We start from the raw sequence: 18,468 nt of genomic DNA on the forward strand, positions 1-18,468 counted from the left end.
ACGGCTCCCTCCTGCTGGCGGCCAGCCTAGAAGAGGGACGGGCGCGCAGAAAACCTTTGTCAAATCGTGCCGCTCAGTGGCATGACAGGGCATGTTGAAAGAAAACCGCTCCCTTGATCGTGGCATCGAGATCCTGGAAACCCTCGCGCGCGAGGGGGCGATGTCGCTGGCGGATCTGCACCGTGCCACCGGCCTGCCCAAGAGCACCATCCGGCGGCTGTTGCAAACCCTGATCGCGCGCAAGATCGTGCGCCGCTCGCTGGCGGATCAGCTCTATCGCACGCTGTTGGTGTTTCCCGACATTTCGACCGAGGTGATGCCGAAGGGGATGTTGCAGGTGGCGGATGCGGCGATCCCGCGGGCGCTGGCGCTGACCAAGGCGATCGGCTGGCCGTCAGACATCCATATCCGCGAGGCACGCGCGATGCGGATCATCGACAGCACCCGGCAGGTCAGCAATTTTCACGTTGAACAGGGCCAGATCAACCGCCGGGTCAGCCATTTCGGCTCGGCCACCGGTCTGGCCTGCCTCGCCGCCCTGAGCGATGGCGAAATTGCCGCCACCTATGAGGCGCTGAAATCCGATCTGCACTGGGGGCCGGTGCGCTTTGGGCTGGATCTGCCCGCGCTGATGCGGCGGATCGAGGAGGTCCGCGCCCGTGGCTATGCCGAGCGTCTGCCCGCTCACCTCAGCGAACGCGAGTGGGACACCGACCTGCGCGCCATTGCGGTGCCGATCCGGGCCGGCGCACAGGTTCTGGGCGGGCTGTCGGTGCTGTGGCTGCGCACCTATAAATCCGTGCCCGAATTCGCAGAACTCCATCTTGATGCCTTGCAGCAGGCGGCAGCAGACATCAACGCAGGGCTGGATCAGGTCTGGGATAGCCCTCCGGCCTGAGCACCTCGGCCTGAGCAACGCCCCTGTGGTGGTCAGAGCAGGCTTTCCGCCGCCTGTTTGGCCAGAAACGCGCTGCGATAGAGCGGCGCCTTCAGCGCACGCCCCCGGTCGGGTTTCAGGTCGGTGATCGGCAGCGGCAGGCTGTCCTCTGACGCGCCGCTGAACAGATCCGCCAGCGCCCGGCCAAACAACGTGCCGGTGGTGATGCCGCGCCCGTTATAGCCCACCGGGGAATAGAGACCGTCGTCCAGCCGGTGAATGCGGAACAAGTGATCGGGGGTAAAGGCGATCTGCCCGTGCCATGCGTCCGCGAACTCCAGCGCGCCGAGGTCCGGGAACAGGCGGCGCAGCTTGCGTTCGGCCCAGCGGCGGGTGAGGCCCTCGGTGCCGCCCACCACCGACCCCATGGAGCCGATAATCAGTCGCCCCGCCTGATCGCGGCGCAGCGAGAACATGATCTTGCCGGTGTCCCACAGGCCCTGACCCTCGGGCAGGATTGAACCGGCCTCGGCACCGAGGGGCTGGGTGGCCATCTGGAAGAAATGGATCGGCGTGAAGCTCTGCGCCAGCCCCGGCCACAGGTCATTGCTATAGGCGTTGGTGGCGATGACAACGCGCCCGGCAGTGATCACGCCGCGATCCGTCTCCACTTTCCAATCTGCGCCGTCTTTCTTCAGCGCATGCACCTTGGTCCCGGTGGAAATATCTGCCCCGGCAGCCCGTGCAGCGCGGGCCAATCCGCGCACATAGCCCATCGGGTTAATAGTGCCAGCGCGTGCATCCAAGAGCCCGCCGTGAAATTTTGCGGTGCCGGTCTTTTCGGCGGTCTCGCCCGCGCTCAGCAGGCGCACTGGCGCACCAAGCGCCTGCCAACCTGCGGCGCGGGCCTCAAGATCGCGCAGGCCCGATGCGGCATGTGCGGCGTGGATGGTGCCTGCGCGGGTGGCCTCGCAGCGGATCTGATATTGCTCGATCAGCGAGAACACATAATCGGGCATATCGCCCAGCTCGCGCACCAATGCGCCGCCATGCGCCTTGCCCAGCATCTGCTCCACCTGTTGCGGTGGCAGCCACAGACCGGCATTGACCAGCCCCACGTTGCGCCCGGAGCCACCATGGCCGATCTCCTCGGCCTCCAGCACATGACACGACAGCCCCTTGAGCGCGCCATGCAGCGCGGTCGACAGCCCCGTGTAGCCGCCGCCCACGATGGCCACATCGACGCGGGCGTCCTGTGCCAGGGGATTGGCATAGGTGGGTTCCTCGGATGAGCGGTCCCACAGAGAGATCGGTTCAGAACGCGGCTGACCGGCGGATTGGGAAAGGGACGTGTCTGTGGTCACGCTGATCTCCTCGCATGTTCGGGGGCAGGGGCGGCGCATCAATGTACCGGACCTGCGGGCGACACTGCGGCAGGGCAGGGCGGCTGTCAATTGCTGTGATCGCGCGCCCTACCGCCGGGGCTGGCGTGGGGGCAAAGCTGCCCCTAGAGTGTTGGAAACACACGCCGCAGGAGGTCCGGATGGCACAGCTCAAGACAACATCGGCGCAGATGGTCGCTGCAGCCCGCGCCCGCATCGAGGAAATCACCGCGGCAGAGGCGATTGCCCTGCATGGCACGCCTGAGGTGGTGTTTGTCGACCTGCGCGATGTGCGGGAACGCCAGCGCGTGGGGTTTATCCCCGGCAGTTTTCATTGTCCGCGCGGTATGCTGGAGTTCTGGGTCGATCCCGACAGCCCCTATTTCAAAGAGATCTTTGCCGAGGAAAAACGCTTTGTCTTTCATTGCGCCTCGGGGTGGCGGTCGGCCCTGTCGGTGGCGATGTTGCAGGACATGGGGTTTGAGGCCGCGCACATAAGCGACGGGTTCTCCGGCTGGCTCAAGGCAGGCGGCCCGGTGGTGGCTCCGGTCGACGAAGGCTAGCGCCCCCGTCCCGACAGTAGGCCAAGGGGTTCATATCGCGACAAAAACGCGGCATTTCCGGGGCGCACGTGATGGTCTTTGCGGGATGCTGTGGCCCGGCTGCACTAGTGGCGCCATTAAGTGTTGGTTAACCAGTTGGGGCCTAAAGACACCAATAACCCACCAGCAGGTATTCAGATGATCCGATCCTTCGCGCTGGCGCTCTGCGCCGCGATTGTGCTTCCTTTGGCCAGCACTGTGCAGGCGGCGGAGGCGGCCCCGTCAGAGGCGCTGAAACGTCACCGGATCGGCTATGGCCACCTGATCGACAATGATCTGATCGGCGATGGCAAGGATCGCTGGCGCACCGGGTCTGTCGCCTCGTCGCGGATTTACGGCTATGGCTGGGACGGGCAGGCCCCTGCGACCTTCGGAGAGCTGTTGGAGCTGCGCTTTCTTGGTCAGATCATCGCCCCGGACAATCTGCGCAATCCGGCTGCCGGTGATCGGCCTTGGGCGGGGGGCCTGTCGCTCGGGCTGCACACGCATATGCAGCGCGGGTCACTGGAGATCTCGCTTGGCGGCGATCTGGTCTTTATCGGCCCGCAAACGGGACTCGACGGGTTTCAGGATGCGCTGCATGATCTCGCCAACACCACGCGCCCCTCGGATGCGGTGCGCGATGCGCAGATCCCCAACACGATACGCCCCACGCTCGTCGGCGAGTTGGGCAAAACCATCACGCTTGGCCCGCGCAGCCGTCTGCGCCCCTTTGTCGAGGCGCGCGCCGGGGATGAGACCTTGGTGCGAATCGGTGCGGACCTGACCCTGGGCACGGCCGGGCAGGGCGAACTCCTAGTGCGCGATCCGGTGACGGGCCAGCGCTACCGGACGATGTATGAGACCCGTGGCCTGAGTTTCACGCTGGGGGGCGATGTGGCGCATGTGGCACAGTCGGTCTACCTGCCAGAAGGGCGCAGATACGCACTGAATTCACGTCGCGACCGCCTGCGCGCGGGGCTGCACTGGCAAGGCGACGGGCGTGATTTCTTTTATGGAATTACCTACCTGGGCAAGGAGTTCTCTGGTCAGGACACAGGTCAGATCGTCGGCTCCCTGCGGCTGCGCTGGACCTTCTGACGTGGTTTTTTCGTCACGGTCCCGTGGTCAAAAGCAAACCGGCCCCGGGGATTAAGTCTTCCACCTAGGGGCCTGATTTGTTAACGCTTCATTAATAATTGAGATAAACTCAACTGAGGCAGGCTAGAGCGGATGAAGACGGGCTTTTGCGGCACGTTTGTCATCTCCTGGACGCAAACGGAAATTGATGGTCTCGAGGCGGCACCTGTTGCAGCACTCGAGGTGGGCGCTGCGTGGTCTTGGCATGGGGAGGCCGTGCGCGTGGACGGACCATCAGAGCTGTTGCGTCTGGATATGGCAGATGGGGAACAGGACCTTCGGCGTCGTGCGGCGCGCACGGTGCGCCGCCTCGTCGGCGCGGCCGTGCAGAATCGCAGTGATATTCATGCCATTGATGTTGACGATCCGGTCATGGACAGCAGCTTTGTCGTCACCAATGGGGTGCAGAGCTATACCGTCACCGTGATCGAGGCCGGCCCCGGCCGGTCGCCGCTGTTGATGTTTGTCGATGAAATCCCGCCCCGCAACACCGACCTCTGGGTGGTGCATCAGGCCTTGGGCCGAATGGGGGCGGATCAGGCGCCGCGAGACCCCGGCGTGATCTGCTTTACCCCCGGCACCCGTATCGCGACACCGGACGGGCCGAAGCCGGTGGAGACCCTGCGCGAAGGTGATCGGGTGCAAACCCGCGACAACGGCGCCCAGGTGGTGCAATGGATCGGCACGCGCCGGATGAGCGGGGCGCGGCTGTTTGTGATGCCGCAGCTGCGACCGGTGCGCATCCGGGCCGGGGCCCTGGGGATTGATCGCCCCGAATGCGAATTGCTGGTGTCGCCGGAACACCGCATGCTGGTGCGTGGCCGTGCCGCGCAGGCGCTGTTCAACGCGCCGGAGGTGCTGGTGGCGGCGCGCGACCTGATCAATGGCGGCACCATCGCGGTCGATCACGGCGTGCGCGAGGTGACCTATGTGCATCTGCTGCTGGAGCACCATCAGGTGATCTGGGCCAATGGGGTTGAGACCGAGAGCTTCCACCCCGCCAACGCCGCCCTGACCGCATTGGACGACAGCGACCGCAAACGCTTGCTGCGTCGCTTGCCGGGGGTCGAACAGGATCCGGCCAGCTACGGGGCGTTTGCGCGGCGCAACCTGTCGGCGTCCGAGGCCGCAATCCTCTTGCACGACGCAGCCTAGCGGAGCGCCTGCGGCGCACAGGCCGGAGCTTTCCCACAAGGGGAAAGCCGTTGGGGCTCTCCTGCGCCCCTTGATCTGGGCTGCGGCTGTTGCGGTTGCTCTTGCGAAAGGGGCGGGCATAAAACTGCCGGATCGCTCTTGACACGGGCAGGGGGTGCTGTAGAAGCGCGGCTTCATTGGTGTTGGTGGCCCCCGCAAGGGGATGCCTGTCATGGTGGACGGTCGCAAGACCCAAACCCAAGAGGACAACGCCCTTCGTTTGTTGCAGGTTTTCTGGAGCAGGTGAACGCTGACGGTGCAATGGCAGATGCGATTGCAAGCCGAAAAGTGGGAACCGGTTTTCGGATTTACCTTGCAATGCCATTAAAGAAGGAGATCAGCCGTGACCAAACGCACGTCTGCCAAGTACAAAATTGACCGCCGCATGGGCGAAAACATCTGGGGCCGTCCGAAGTCCCCGGTGAACCGTCGTGAATATGGCCCCGGCCAGCACGGTCAGCGCCGTAAAGGCAAACTGTCCGACTTCGGTATTCAGCTGCGCGCCAAGCAGAAGCTGAAAGGCTACTACGGTGACCTGACCGAGAAACAATTCCGTCGCATCTACGGCGAAGCCGAGCGTGTGAAGGGTGACACCGGTGAAAACCTCATCGGCCTGCTGGAGCGTCGTCTGGACGCCGTTGTCTACCGCGCCAAATTCGTGCCGACCGTCTTTGCGGCCCGTCAGTTCGTGAACCACGGCCACGTGCTGGTGAACGGCAAGCGCGTCAACATCCCCTCCTACCGCGTCAAAGAAGGCGACGTGATCGAGGTGCGTGAAAAGTCCAAGCAGAACGTTGCCGTTCTGGAGGCCGTGCAGCTGGCCGAGCGTGACGTTCCGGACTACATCGAAGCCGATCACTCCAAACTGACCGCGACCTTCGTGCGCGCGCCCGCGCTGGCCGATGTGCCGTACCCGGTGGTGATGGAACCGAACCTCGTGGTCGAATTCTACGCCAAGAACTGATCCGACGGCCCCTGGCGGGCCCTCCGGAGACGAGACATGGAAAAGCCGCTCCTGCCCGGGGCGGCTTTTTGCATGGGAACGGCGCGGTTGGGGGTGACGTCAGGAATCGCTTGGGAAACGGCGGTTGCGGGGCCTATGGTGGCGCTGACACCGGCGCCGGGACCGATATTGTCACGCGCGGACCGGACAGATTGGGAGAATATCATGTCGATCACATCCGCCGCCCTTCGATCCGTTGCCCTGGCCGCAGCCTGCGTGGCGGGGCTCTCTGCGATGGCGTTTGCGGCGCCGCTGAAGCTGACACCGGCGGATCCGCAGCCGTCGGGGCTGAAGCCCGGGCTGTCGGTGCGCTATGCCTATCCCTCTGACGTCAAGAGCCTGGGCGCGGCCCGCAATGCGTTGAAATACCGGGTGGAGCAGGGGGCGCCGCTCACGGGGCTGGATTACCGCGACACCGAGCTGGGGCAGAATGTGCTGACCGCCAAACGTGCCGAGCGGGTGGTGGCCGATATTCGCGGTTACGTGCGCTTTGATGCGCCGGGCGTCTACACGATCGATTTTCTGACCAATGATGGCCTGCACGCGGTGGTCGGCGGTCAGGTGGTGGGCGAGTTTGATGGCCGCCAGCCCTGCGAGGAGACCTTTGCGGTTGAGGTCGAGGTGCCGAAGGCCGGGTGGTATCCGCTCAAGGCGCTGTGGTTCCAGCGCACCAATACCGCCTGTTTGCACATGCGGGCGGGGCCTGCGGGCAAACGTCCTAAATGGATGCCGGATGCGGCGTTTGGGCACTGATTTCGAAAGGGAGCAGGGGCGGGTATGCCGCGACCTGTGCCCCTCATTTTTCATGTAAACTATTGGAACACATATGATTGACATTCGTCCGGCCGTGCCAGCGGACGCCGAAGATATTGCCGCCGTGTTGGAGGCCCTGCGTCAGGCGGGCCAGCGCAAGACCGCAGGAGACGCGGCATTTGTGCGCGAGACTTACATCGAGAATGACAATCGCATCGCCTGTTCGGTCGCGGTTGATGCCGCAGGGCGGCTGTTGGGGTTTCAGTCCCTGCAGATCGCGCCGGAGGGCAATCCCTATGGCGCGCCGGTGGGCTGGGGCGTGATCGGCACGCATCTGCATCCCGATGCCAGCGGACAGGGGATTGGGCGCGCCTTGTTTGCGGTGACACGCGCGGCGGCTGAGGATGCGCGTTTACCCGCCATCGACGCCCAGATCGGCGCCGATAACGCACAGGGCTTGGGCTATTACAGCGCCATGGGATTTGTCGATTATCGCGAGACGCCCACGGCGGTGGGCAAGAAGCTGGTTCTCACCACCTGAGGTCATGCGTCGTGAACACGCGTTGTGATCACGGGACGCGCGCCCGTCAGACCGGCAGCGGGCGTCCTTCGGCAATCGCCTCCATGGCGAAATAGGACGTCACGCTGTCCAGTTCGACGCCCGCGATCAGGCGTTGGTAGACCTTGTCATAACTCGCCATGTCGCGGGTAACGACCTTGAGCTGGTAGTCGTAATCGCCACCGATGCGGTGAAAATCCACCACCTCCGGGATCGTCAGCACATGGCGGCGAAACTGCGCCAGCCACTCGGCCGAGTGATGTCGGGTGCGCAGCATGACGAAGACCACCAGACCGAGATCAAGCTGGCTGCGATCCACTTCGGCGCGGGTGCCACGCAGGATGCCCTTGTCCTGCAAGGCCTTGAGCCGCCGCCAACAGGCGTTTTGCGACAGGCCGACTCGTTCGGCGAGGTCGCGTTGCGACAGGCTGCCATCCCGTTGCAAGGCCCGTAAAAGATCGCGGTCAATTTGATCGATGATTTTCGACATATGTGGATCATATGATATACGGTTACGACTGTCACCTGTGTAAACATGTGAGAATGACCAAACATTGGTGGTCTATCATTGCTCAAATGGCAATGAGGGCGCGACAATGATCCTTGAACAGTTCAAAACGGCGATCAAACACACAGCGGATGCGGGGGAGCTGGCTCAGACCCTGATCGGCGAGGGGGTGATGATCCCCGGTCTCAACGGCGATGTGCCGCTGGTCTATGCGGATTACGTGGCCTCGGGGCGTGCGATGCGCCCGGTCGAAGCGTTCATTTCCGAAAAGCTCCTGCCGTTTTATGCCAATTCCCACACCGAGGCCTCCTATTGCGGCCAGTATGTCACCCGCCTGCGCCGCGACGCCCGGGCCGAGATTGCGCGGCTGACGGGGGCGGGGGACGACTGCGAGGTGATCTTTGCAGGCTCCGGTGCCACCGCGGGTCTGAACCGGTTGGTGAAGCTTTTGGGGATCAATGAGGCCACGCGCCCGGTGGTGTTTATCGGCCCCTATGAGCATCACTCCAACATCCTGCCGTGGCGCGAGAGCCGCGCCGAGGTGGTGGAAATTCCCGAAGGCGCCGAGGGCGGGGTCGACCTGCTGGCGCTAGAGGCGGCCTTGGTCGCGCATGCGGATGCAGATCTGAAAATCGGCAGTTTCTCGGCGGCCTCGAATGTGACGGGGATTATCACCGATCCCGATCCGGTGACCCGGCTGTTGCGCGCACACGGCGCACTTGCGGTTTGGGACTATGCCGGTGGCGGGCCCTATCTGCCCATCGACATGGGCGCGCATGGGGCGGAGCCAAAGGACGCCGTGGTGGTCTCGCCGCATAAGTTTCCGGGCGGGCCGGGGGCCTCGGGCGTGCTGGTGCTGCGTCGGGATGCGGTGCGCGCGTGTAATCCTTCGTGGCCCGGGGGCGGCACGGTGAGTTTTGTGTCGCCGTGGTCGCATCGCTATGCGGACAGTCTGGCCGCGCGCGAGGAGGCGGGCACCCCGAATGTGGTGGGTGACATCCGCGCGGCGCTGGCGTTCTTGGTCAAAGAGGCCGTGGGGCAGGACCACATTGAGGCGCGCGAAGCCCGCTATGCGGCCAAGGCGCGCGCGGCTTGGGCGGAGGTGCCGGGGCTGACGCTTCTGGGGCATGAGAGCGCCCATCGCTTGCCGATCTTTTCCTTCACCGTGGCAGGGGCCTCCGGCGCTCCGGTGCATCAGCAGTTGTTCACGCGCATGCTGAGCGATGTCTACGGCATTCAGGCGCGCGGCGGCTGTGCCTGCGCGGGGCCTTATGCGCACCGCCTGCTGGAGATCGACCAGCCACAGTCCGAGGCCCTGCTCGGGGATCTTCTCGCCGGGCGGGAGTTGCAAAAACCCGGTTGGGTGCGGCTCAATTTCTCTTATCTGATGGAGGAGGCGACCGTGGATTATGTGATCGAGAGCGTTGCAAAGCTGGTGGCGGAGGCGGAAGAAATCGCTGCCGCCTATGACGCCGATCCCAGCACCGCACGCTTCCAGCCGCGTGCGGCCTGATCCCTCAGTATAATCTATGAATAGACGTTGTGATTGAGGTGTTTCGCCTCGGGCTTTGCCCGAGGCGACCCGCGCCGCGTGCCCTTCGGGCACGCGGCGCGGCCCGGCCCAACGGGAGGATGTGCCCTGCTGCGGTGGATCTGCCAGATCCGGGGCAGGCGCAAAAAACGGGGGCATGTGTGGCGCGGACGTGGCCAAAGGGGCACGGACGACGGGCGGGAGCCTCCCCGCGCGTTCAAAGGGCGCGAAGGGGGACGTGCTCTGGCAGCGACAGGCTGCCCCATAGGTGTGTTGATGAAGCATTGAGCACAGTTGCGGCTTTTCCCATTGCGCCGAGGGCGCTATGACGAACAGGTTCGCGAAGGAGCTCAACGATATGACCCAAATCACACCGCAACCCGGTATCATGGACATCGCCCTCTATCAGGGTGGCGCAGCCCATGTGGACGGGGTGAGCAATGTGACCAAGCTCTCCTCCAATGAGAACCCGCTGGGCCCAAGCCCTAAGGCGGTGGAGGCGATGGCGCAGGCTGTCACCAGCATGCATCGGTATCCGAGCTCCGACCATACCGCCCTGCGCACCGCCATTGCCGAAACCCACGGGCTGGATGCCGAACGGATCATCTGCGGGGCGGGCAGTGATGAGATCATCGCTTTTCTGTGCCAGTGCTATGCCGGGCCGGGGGATGAGGTGCTTTATACCGAGCACGGGTTTGCCATGTACCGCATTTCTGCCCTTGCCGCCGGGGCCACCCCGGTCGAAGTCAAGGAGCGCGAGCGCGTCACCGATGTGGATGCGCTGCTGGCAGGCTGCACGCCGCAGACCAAGCTGGTGTTCATCGCCAACCCCAACAACCCCACCGGCACCATGATTTCCGAGGCCGAGGTGGCGCGCCTTGCCGATGGTATCCCGGAGGATGCGATCATCGTGCTGGATGGGGCCTATGCTGAGTATGTCGAGGGCTTTGACGCCGGGGCAAGCCTCATCGAGGCGCGTGAAAACGTGGTGATGACCCGCACGTTCTCCAAGATCTACGGACTGGGCGGCGCGCGTGTGGGCTGGGGCTATGGGCCAAAGCCGATCATCGACGTGCTCAATCGCGTGCGCGGGCCGTTCAATGTCTCGGTCACGGCACTTGCCGGGGCCGAGGCCGCGGTGCGTGACCGTGCGTATGTCGAAACCTGCCGCGTCGAGAACGCCAAATGGCGCGGCTGGCTGGCGGATCAACTGGCCGGACTGGGCGTGCCGTCGGACACATCCTGTACCAACTTCATTCTGGCGCGCTTTGCCTCCCAAGCAGAGGCGGAAGCCTGCGACGATTTCCTGAAACAACGCGGCCTGATCGTGCGCCGGGTGGCGGGATATAACCTGCCCACCGCCTTGCGGATCACTGTCGGAGATGAGACCGCCTGCCGCGCGGTTGCAAGCGCGGTTCAGGACTTCAAGGCCGGGGCGGCACAATGAGCGAGATGCCAGCCAAACCCGTCTACAACCGCGTGGCACTGATCGGTCTTGGGCTGATTGCATCCTCGATGTTCTGGGCCATCAAACGCGCGGGGCTTGCGGGGGAAGTCACCGGCTATGCCCGCAGCGCGGAGACCCGCGACACCGCGCGCCGGATTGGTCTGTGTGATCGGGTCTGCGACACCGCACGTGCGGCGGTCGAGGGCGCAGATCTCGTGGTGCTCTGCGTGCCGGTCGGGGCGATGGGCGCGGTTGCGGCAGAGATTGCACCGGCGTTGATGCCCGGCGCGACGGTCTCCGATGTGGGATCGGTCAAGCGCCATGTGATCGAGGAAGTGGCGCCGCATATTCCGGATGGCGTGCATTTTGTGCCCTCACACCCGCTCGCGGGGACCGAGCATTCCGGTCCCGAGTCGGGCTTTGCAGAGCTGTTTGACAACCGCTGGTGCCTGTTGGTGCCAGTGGAGGGCAGCGCGCCGGAGGCGGTGGCGCGGCTGCGCGCCCTCTGGGAAGGGATGGGCGCGCATGTGGATGAGATGGACGCCGATCACCATGATCTGGTGCTGGCGGTGACCAGCCACACGCCGCATTTGATCGCCTACACAATGGTGGGTGTGGCGGATGATCTGCGCCGCGTGACCGATAGTGAAGTGATCAAATATTCTGCGGCGGGGTTTCGCGATTTCACCCGGATTGCGGCCTCGGACCCGACCATGTGGCGCGATGTGTTCCTGACCAACAAGGACGCCACGCTGGAAATCTTGGGCCGGTTCACCGAGGAGCTCTTTGCCCTGCAACGGGCGATCCGCACCGGGGATGGCGCGCATCTGCACAACTATTTCACCCGCACCCGTGCCATCCGGCGGGGCATTATCGAGGCCGGTCAGGACACTGCCGCGCCGGACTTTGGTCGCGGGCCGAAAAAATGAGGGCGCGCGGGGTGGTCCGGCGGGTTGGCGTTGCCATGGTGCTGATCCATGCCGGCTGCGGGCTGGGTGCCGCCGCGCCTGAAACCACCCCGCGCCCGCCGCTGGAACGCGGGGCGGACCCGGCGCTGACCGAGGTCACCGAGGTCTCTGCTGTGGCGGCGACACTGACGGTCACGCCTCAGATGCGCCCGCAGATCCGGCCCGTGTCTGCACAGATCCTCGCCGCCGCTGCCCGTCCGGTGGACTTGGCTCCGGTGGCGCCGGGTGAAACCCTGCGCCCGATGATGCGCACGCCGGAGTTCGAGCAGCAGGTGCTCTTTGGGCGCGCCAAACGGCGGCGCGGCTCTGTCTGCGGCGATATCGACATCCAGGGTGAAGAGGCGGGGGATATTCCCGGCAAGCTCAAGGGCTGCGGTGCGCGTGATGCGGTGCGGGTGCGGTCGGTGTCGGGGGTGACGCTCAGCCGGTCGGCGCTGATGACCTGCGAGACGGCAAAGGCGCTGAATAAATGGGTGTCGCGCGACGTTGAGAAAGCCTTTGGGCGCGCCAACCGGGTGGTGCAGCTGCGGGTGGCGGCCGGCTACAGCTGCCGGACGCGCAACAACCGCCCCGGCGCACGGATCTCTGAACACGGGCGGGGCCGGGCGATCGATATCTCCGGGTTTGTCCTGGCTGACGGCACCACGGTGAGCGTGCTGAAAGGGTGGCTCGACAAGCCGACACGCAAGGCGCTGCGGCGTATGTGGAAATCCGCCTGCGGGCCGTTTCGCACCGTGCTGGGGCCGGAAGCAGACATCTATCACCGCGACCACTTCCACCTTGATGTCGCGCGTCATCGCCGCGGCCGCTACTGCCGCTGATCCGGCGCGCGACGTTTGATCCCGCAGGGGGTCGGGGAGGGGAGCGCTCCCGCCCCCGCAGGTGCGCGACCCCTGTCAGCCGGGCGCGCCGGATCGGGCGTTGGCGCGGACTGGCCGGGCGAGGACCTCGCTCAACTGTTGCAGTCGCACCCCTTGGCGGGGTTGGGCCGGGCAGCCAGTCCCGGGTCGGGACTGGCTGCGGCGCCGGGCCGACTGGCCCGGCGCCATGCCCAACGCGGGACGATGTGCCCTGAAAGGGCGCAGCGGCAAGGGGCGGGAGCGCCCCCGTCCCCTTCTCGGTGCAGCGGCGGCGACTTTAACGCAGGATCAGGCGCGGTGCGGGGCCAAGCGGGATCGGCCCGATGGTGATATAACCGCCGCGAAAGCCCAGCGTGATGTCCAGATCCTCCGGGTTGCCGCTGGCCCGCGCCAGCAGGGTCACCACCCGGCTGGCCTGGTCCCGCGCCGTGGCCGAAATCAGCCCAGTGTCCTGCGCCATGTCGAGGAACGCCGCCCAGGCCTCCACCTGCAAGGCCAGCTCGCCGGTGGGGATCCCGGCGGCATCCACATCCAGCGTGCCCGCCACCTTCAGCCGCATCTCGCCCCAGCGCGCGTCCAGCAATGCGAGGTCGATCCGGCGCGGTTGCGGGCGGCGTTCTTCCAATGCGCTGCGATCCCAGGGCCTGTCAAAGGTCACATCCGCTTGCAGCGTCAGCGTCTCGAACGTCTGCGGCAGCTCGGGCGCGGCGCGCAGCAGGCGGCGCAGCCCGGCACCGGGGCGGAACGCCTGCGCCGCGGCGTGGATGCGATAGAATTCGGCCGCCTCCCCCTGCACCATGCGCAGATCCAGGTCGTCGGCCGAGAGCATGTCCCGCTGCCCGTCACCAATGCGCCACGCGCCCGAGGTCAGCCCCAACTCCTCCAGCTCAAGCGCCAGACCGGGGGCCAGGAACAGATCCGCCTGCAACCCTTCGGTCGAAATCACCGCCGTCTGGTCATAATAGGACAGGCGCTGATCGCCATCGGCAAAGCGCAGGCTCTGATGTCCGGGCCAGATCGCGGGGCTTTGCAGCTCCAGCCAATCGGCGCGCCAGGCCGCCCCGGTGCCGGGGTCGGCCAGCGCGGGCAAGTCGATGCGGGTCACATGTCGCCAGGGAAATCCGCCCAGCGTACCAGCGGGGGCAATCTCGCCCACCTCCACCTGCCAGCCACGCGTCGCCTGCGTCTGAAACCAGCCCGCCACGCTCTGGCGCAGCCCCCAGGCGGCCACGGCCCAGTAGAGCGCCCAGATCACACAGAGCCCCAGAAGGATCTTCAGACCGCGTTTCATGCCGCACTGCCCCTTTTGTTCGTGCCCGTTTTGCTGTTTACAGGCGCCCGAAACAAAGGACCAGTAACATGACGATGTGGGTATTTGGATACGGCTCTCTCCTGTGGAACCCGGAGTTCCCGATCGCCCAGAGCGAGGTGGCAACGCTGCATGGCTATGCCCGTTCGTTCTGCATGCGCTCGATCCACCACCGCGGCAGCGAAGAGATCCCCGGCCTGGTGCTGGCGCTGGATGCGCAGGACGAGGCCCATTGCAAGGGGCTGGCCCTGCGGGTCGAGCCCGGTCACGAGGAGACAACGCTGGCCGCCCTGCGCGAACGCGAACTGATCTCCTCGGCCTATGTGGAGCGCTTTCTCGATGTGGAACTGGCCAGCTGCGAGGTCGTGAACGCGGTAGTCTATGTGATCGACCCGCACCATGTGCAATATTGCCATCTCGAGCTGGAAGAACAGGCGCAGATCATCGCCCATGCGGTGGGCGGGCGTGGCCCCAACAGCGAATATCTGTTCAACACGGCGGGGCATCTGGATGAAATCGGCCTCAGCGATCCGGACCTCAGCTGGCTCACGCAGCGGGTGCAGCAGATTTTATCATAAATCCTTGGCGATCTTGGGACTTTCGGTCTAGGCTGCGGGCGCAGAACCACGAGCAAGCCTATCGGGAGCCGCACGCATATGGCGCATCAGGAACGCGAACGCCGGCCGCAGTTTTCACAGCCGGTGCGTCAGGTTGTGATGATGCTGATCGCATTGGGACTGGCCGGGGCAGGCGCCTTCATGGCGCTGCCACGGGTGATGCCGGTCTTTGAGGCCAACCCCTATCTGAACGGGTTTATCGCCTTTGTCTTTGTCATCGGGGTGCTGGCCACCTTCTGGCAGGTGTTGCAGCTGATCAATTCGGTGCGCTGGATTGAACGCTTCGCCGCCGGGGTCACCACGGATGAGGATCGCGCGCCCTCGATGCTGGCGCCGCTGGCGGCGCTGTTGCGCTCGCGCGGGGCACGGATGCAGCTGGGATCGGCCTCGACCCGCTCCATCCTCGATTCGGTGGCGGAACGCATCGACGAAGAACGCGAAATCACCCGCTACATCGTCAACCTTCTGATCTTTCTCGGCCTTCTCGGCACTTTCTACGGGCTCGCCACCACCGTTCCGGCGGTTGTGGACACCATCCGCAGCCTCGCCCCGCAGGAGGGCGAGGAGGGTATCGCCATCTTCAACCGCCTGATGACCGGGCTTGAGGCGCAGCTCGGGGGCATGGGGGTCGCCTTTGCCTCCTCGCTGCTGGGTCTGGCGGGCTCGTTGATCGTGGGGCTGCTGGAGCTGTTTGCCGGCCACGGCCAGAACCGCTTCTACCGCGAACTGGAGGAATGGCTGTCCTCCTTCACCCGCGTCAGCTTCTCCTCCGGCGAGGAGGGCGGCACCGGGGACAACAACCTCGTGGCCGGGGTGCTCGACACCATGGCAGAGCAGATGGACGCGCTTCAGGCGATGTTCCTGGAGACCGCCAAGGGCCGCGCCGAAGTGGACGGCAAGCTGGCCCGGCTGGTGGACACCATCGAAGAGATGAACCGCCGCCAGGATGAAACCGCCGCGATCTCCTCGGCGCTGGAACGGGTGGCGGTGGGGCAGGAAACCCTGGCCGAGCTGATGCGTGCCCACGGCGATGTGGGGATCGACGCCGAAAGCCGCATGCGGCTGCGCTCGATCGACGTGCAGATGCTGCGCATCCTTGAGGAAATTTCCGCCGGGCGACAGGAGAGCCTCGCCGAGCTCAGAAAGGACATCGACCTTCTGGTCAAGGCCTTTGCCGGGCCCCGGGGCATGGATCGCGCAGCACGTCTGGCGACGCGGAAAGAGAGCTGATCCATGGCCCTGTCGCGCCGCACCGGCCAACGTTTCCAGGGCTCGATCTGGCCCGGCTTTGTGGATGCGATGACCGGGCTTCTGCTGGTGTTGATGTTCGTGCTCACCATTTTCATGGTGGTGCAATTTGTCCTGCGCGAGACGATCTCCGGGCAGGAAACCGAACTGGATGAACTCTCCACCGAGGTGCGCGCGCTGGCACAGGCGCTGGGGGTCAAGGAACGCGAGGCCAGCCAGTTGCAGGCCCGTCTCGGCGCGCTGGGGGCGACGCTCAATTCGGCGCGCTCCGATCTGGACGCGGCGCGCGATCAGATCACCGCACAACAGGATCGCATCAGCGCCCTGACGCAGGAGCGGGACGCGGCGACCGCGGATCTTGCGGCGGCGCAGACGCAGATTTCCGATTTCGAGGCCCAGGTGGCGGCCTTGATCGCCGGGCGTGACCGGGCCGAGGCGCAGATTGCCGATCTCACTGCCGAGCGTGACGCGCTCGACGCCGCGCGCACCGATCTCCTGTCGGAACAGGAGGCGCTGAACCTCGCCCTGGCAGAGTTGCGGGACGAGGTCGACGCCGAGGCCGAGGCCGCCCGTCTGGCCGCCGCCCGCACCGAGGCGCTGGAGGCGCTGGTGGCGGATCTGCGCGCCGAGGGCGAGGCGCAATCGGCCCGGGTTGCCGATCTTGAGGACACCCTGTCGGAGGAAGAGGCCGCCCGCCTGGCCGAGGCCGCAGCGGCCGAGGCGCTGCGCGACCGGCTGGAAAACGCGGATGCGGAACTCACCGCGATGACGCTGGCGCTGGAAGAAGAGCGCCAGAAGGCCGAAGACACGCTGACGCTGCTGGCCGCTGCCGAGACCGCCCGCGACCGGCTCGACGCGGAGCTGGACGAGGCGCTCTCGGCCATCGAACAGGCCAAGGCGCAGGCGCAGGACCGCGATGAACTGGCCGAGCGGCTGACCCGGGTGCTGGCGCAGATGGAAGTGACCGAGAGCAAGGCCAGCGCCCGTGTCTCCGCGCTGGAGGCGGAGCTGGACCGGGTGCGCCGCGACAGCAGCGCCACCCGCGCGCGGCTCAATGCGGAGCTGGACACCGCCCGCCAGCGGGCCGCCGACACCCGCAGCCAGCTCGAAGCGGAGCTGACCCGGCAGCGCGCCGCCACGGTCGAGACCGAGACCCAGTATCAGGACCAGCTGCAATCGCTTCAGGACGGGTTTGATGCCGAACGCCGCGCGCTCGAAGACCGGGTGGCGGCGCTTCAGGCCGAAGCCGAAGACAGCCGCCGGGAGTTGGAGGATCAGCTCGCCGCCCTGCGTGCCGAGGCGGAGGAGACCCGCAGCGGGCTCGAAACCCGCTTGGCGCGGGCCGAAGCGGATCTGGCCGCGGCACGCTCCGCCGCCACCTCCACCGCCGAGGAGCGCGCCTCTGTCGAACAGCGCCTGCTGGTGGCGCTGGAAGCGCTGGAACGGGCCCAGGCGGCGGCCTCCGATCAGGAGGTCCTGCAAAGCCGCCTGCTGGCCGCGCTGGCCGACAAGGAGGATTTTGCCGAGGAAATCACCGAACAGAAGACCCTCGCCGAACAGCGCGCCGATCTGCTGGCCCAGGCCCGCGCCGCTCTGGCCGAGGAAAAACAGGTCTCCGAAGAAGCCCGCCGCGAAACCGCGCTGCTCAACCAGCAGGTGGCGGCGCTGCGCGAACAGCTTGGCGGGTTGCAGGCGCTTCTGGATGATTTCAAGGAACGCGACGCCGCCCAGAACGTGCAACTGCAAAGCCTCGGTCAGGATCTCAACACCGCGCTGGCCCGCGCTGCCGCCGAAGAACGCCGCCGGCGCCTGCTCGAAGAACAGGAGCGCAAACGGCTGGAGGCCGAACGGGAGCAGCTTGCCAATCAGGCCGAGGATCTGGAGCGTTACCGGTCGGAGTTCTTTGGCCAGCTGCGCGACGTGCTGGGCAATCAGGAAGGGGTGCGCATCGAGGGCGACCGCTTTGTCTTTGCCTCCGAGGTGCTCTTTGCACTTGGCAGTGCGGAGCTGTCACAAGAGGGCAAACAGGAGATCGCCAAGGTGGCCCGCATCCTGCAGAACGTCGCCGCCGCCATTCCGGACGAGATCAACTGGATCATTCGCGTCGATGGGCATACCGACAACCAGCCGTTCTTCGGCACCGGCAAATACGCCGACAACTGGGAGCTCAGCCAGGGCCGGGCGCTCTCCGTGGTGCGCTACATGATTGATGAGCTGGACATCCCGCCCAGCCGCCTCGCCGCCAACGGATTTGGCGAATTCCAGCCCATCAACCCCGCCGACACCGCCGCCGCCCGCGCCCAGAACCGCCGCATCGAACTCAAGCTCACGGAACGCTGAGTCGCGGGGGCAAGAGGCAGCACCGGATTTGGCAAAGCCAAAAGAAATTGGCCCCGGCGATCAGGAACCGCCAGAGCCAGAACTCTACTATAACGTGACTGAAATATGGACGCCTCCACCACTCACGGCTCATTGGGTTCGTCCGCCATTG

At 65.5% G+C, this 18,468-nt stretch carries 17 protein-coding genes; 14 read left to right on the forward strand and 3 right to left on the reverse strand.

The annotated features are described in order from the left end of the window. The first annotated feature begins 91 nt into the window (after positions 1–91). The gene (locus MHM97_RS05430; RefSeq protein ID WP_239320404.1) at positions 92–898 is read left to right on the forward strand and encodes a helix-turn-helix domain-containing protein; all 807 of its coding nucleotides are present in this window, start codon (positions 92–94) and stop codon (positions 896–898) included. 32 nt (positions 899–930) lie between these two features. Here the strand turns inward: MHM97_RS05430 and MHM97_RS05435 are convergent, their stop codons facing one another. Further along, complete coding sequence (locus MHM97_RS05435; RefSeq protein WP_239320406.1) at positions 931–2,241, reverse strand: NAD(P)/FAD-dependent oxidoreductase; 1,311 nt, start codon at positions 2,239–2,241, stop codon at positions 931–933. A 179-nt stretch (positions 2,242–2,420) separates the two neighbouring features. Here MHM97_RS05435 and MHM97_RS05440 point away from each other — a divergent pair, with 179 nt between their 5' ends. From MHM97_RS05440 to MHM97_RS05465, 6 genes are all read left to right on the forward strand, one after another. Further along, complete coding sequence (locus tag MHM97_RS05440; RefSeq protein WP_009176636.1) at positions 2,421–2,822, forward strand: rhodanese-like domain-containing protein; 402 nt, start codon at positions 2,421–2,423, stop codon at positions 2,820–2,822. 177 nt (positions 2,823–2,999) lie between these two features. Next, positions 3,000–3,941 carry a lipid A-modifier LpxR family protein gene (locus MHM97_RS05445; protein WP_239320409.1) on the forward strand — a complete coding sequence of 314 codons (942 nt, stop codon included), beginning with the start codon at positions 3,000–3,002 and terminating at the stop codon, positions 3,939–3,941. A gap of 132 nt (positions 3,942–4,073) precedes the next feature. Continuing rightward, positions 4,074–5,135, forward strand: coding sequence for a Hint domain-containing protein (locus MHM97_RS05450; protein WP_239320411.1), 1,062 nt, complete (start codon positions 4,074–4,076; stop codon positions 5,133–5,135). Positions 5,136–5,517: 382 nt separating this feature from the next. Continuing rightward, entirely contained in the window at positions 5,518–6,138 is a 621-nt protein-coding gene (gene rpsD / locus MHM97_RS05455; protein WP_239320413.1) for a 30S ribosomal protein S4, read from the forward strand. 204 nt (positions 6,139–6,342) lie between these two features. Then, on the forward strand, positions 6,343–6,930 hold the full coding sequence (locus MHM97_RS05460) for a PA14 domain-containing protein (protein ID WP_239320415.1): 588 nt from the start codon (positions 6,343–6,345) through the stop codon (positions 6,928–6,930). Between the two features lie 73 nt (positions 6,931–7,003). After that, positions 7,004–7,471: a GNAT family N-acetyltransferase gene (locus tag MHM97_RS05465; RefSeq protein WP_239320417.1), complete on the forward strand. Its 468-nt coding sequence runs from the start codon at positions 7,004–7,006 to the stop codon at positions 7,469–7,471. Between the two features lie 46 nt (positions 7,472–7,517). Here the strand turns inward: MHM97_RS05465 and MHM97_RS05470 are convergent, their stop codons facing one another. Continuing rightward, the gene (locus MHM97_RS05470) at positions 7,518–7,979 is read right to left on the reverse strand and encodes an Lrp/AsnC family transcriptional regulator (protein WP_239320419.1); all 462 of its coding nucleotides are present in this window, start codon (positions 7,977–7,979) and stop codon (positions 7,518–7,520) included. Between the two features lie 106 nt (positions 7,980–8,085). On the opposite strand from MHM97_RS05470, the gene MHM97_RS05475 reads away from it, so the two are divergent. The 4 genes from MHM97_RS05475 to MHM97_RS05490 all read left to right on the forward strand — a co-directional run bounded on the left by MHM97_RS05475 (position 8,086) and on the right by MHM97_RS05490 (position 12,764). Then, positions 8,086–9,510 (forward strand): aminotransferase class V-fold PLP-dependent enzyme, encoded by a 1,425-nt coding sequence (locus tag MHM97_RS05475; RefSeq protein WP_239320421.1) that lies wholly within the window; start codon positions 8,086–8,088, stop codon positions 9,508–9,510. A gap of 376 nt (positions 9,511–9,886) precedes the next feature. Then, complete coding sequence (gene hisC, locus MHM97_RS05480) at positions 9,887–10,975, forward strand: histidinol-phosphate transaminase (protein WP_239320423.1); 1,089 nt, start codon at positions 9,887–9,889, stop codon at positions 10,973–10,975. Continuing rightward, entirely contained in the window at positions 10,972–11,904 is a 933-nt protein-coding gene (locus tag MHM97_RS05485) for a prephenate/arogenate dehydrogenase family protein (protein WP_239320424.1), read from the forward strand. Before hisC ends, MHM97_RS05485 begins: the two co-directional genes overlap by 4 nt. A gap of 35 nt (positions 11,905–11,939) precedes the next feature. Further along, entirely contained in the window at positions 11,940–12,764 is an 825-nt protein-coding gene (locus tag MHM97_RS05490; protein WP_239321400.1) for an extensin-like domain-containing protein, read from the forward strand. A gap of 316 nt (positions 12,765–13,080) precedes the next feature. On the opposite strand, the gene MHM97_RS05495 is transcribed toward MHM97_RS05490, so the two are convergent. Continuing rightward, positions 13,081–14,094: a DUF2125 domain-containing protein gene (locus MHM97_RS05495; protein WP_239320426.1), complete on the reverse strand. Its 1,014-nt coding sequence runs from the start codon at positions 14,092–14,094 to the stop codon at positions 13,081–13,083. A 68-nt stretch (positions 14,095–14,162) separates the two neighbouring features. Between MHM97_RS05495 and MHM97_RS05500 the strand changes: the two genes are divergently transcribed. From MHM97_RS05500 to MHM97_RS05510, 3 genes are all read left to right on the forward strand, one after another. Beyond that, positions 14,163–14,690 carry a gamma-glutamylcyclotransferase gene (locus MHM97_RS05500; protein WP_239320428.1) on the forward strand — a complete coding sequence of 176 codons (528 nt, stop codon included), beginning with the start codon at positions 14,163–14,165 and terminating at the stop codon, positions 14,688–14,690. Between the two features lie 78 nt (positions 14,691–14,768). Next, complete coding sequence (locus MHM97_RS05505; protein WP_239320430.1) at positions 14,769–15,959, forward strand: biopolymer transporter ExbB; 1,191 nt, start codon at positions 14,769–14,771, stop codon at positions 15,957–15,959. A gap of 3 nt (positions 15,960–15,962) precedes the next feature. Next, positions 15,963–18,317: a peptidoglycan -binding protein gene (locus tag MHM97_RS05510; protein WP_239320433.1), complete on the forward strand. Its 2,355-nt coding sequence runs from the start codon at positions 15,963–15,965 to the stop codon at positions 18,315–18,317. The last annotated feature ends 151 nt before the right edge of the window (positions 18,318–18,468 follow it).

Source organism: Epibacterium sp. Ofav1-8 (assembly GCF_022348185.1).
In the GTDB taxonomy this organism is placed as follows: domain Bacteria; phylum Pseudomonadota; class Alphaproteobacteria; order Rhodobacterales; family Rhodobacteraceae; genus Epibacterium.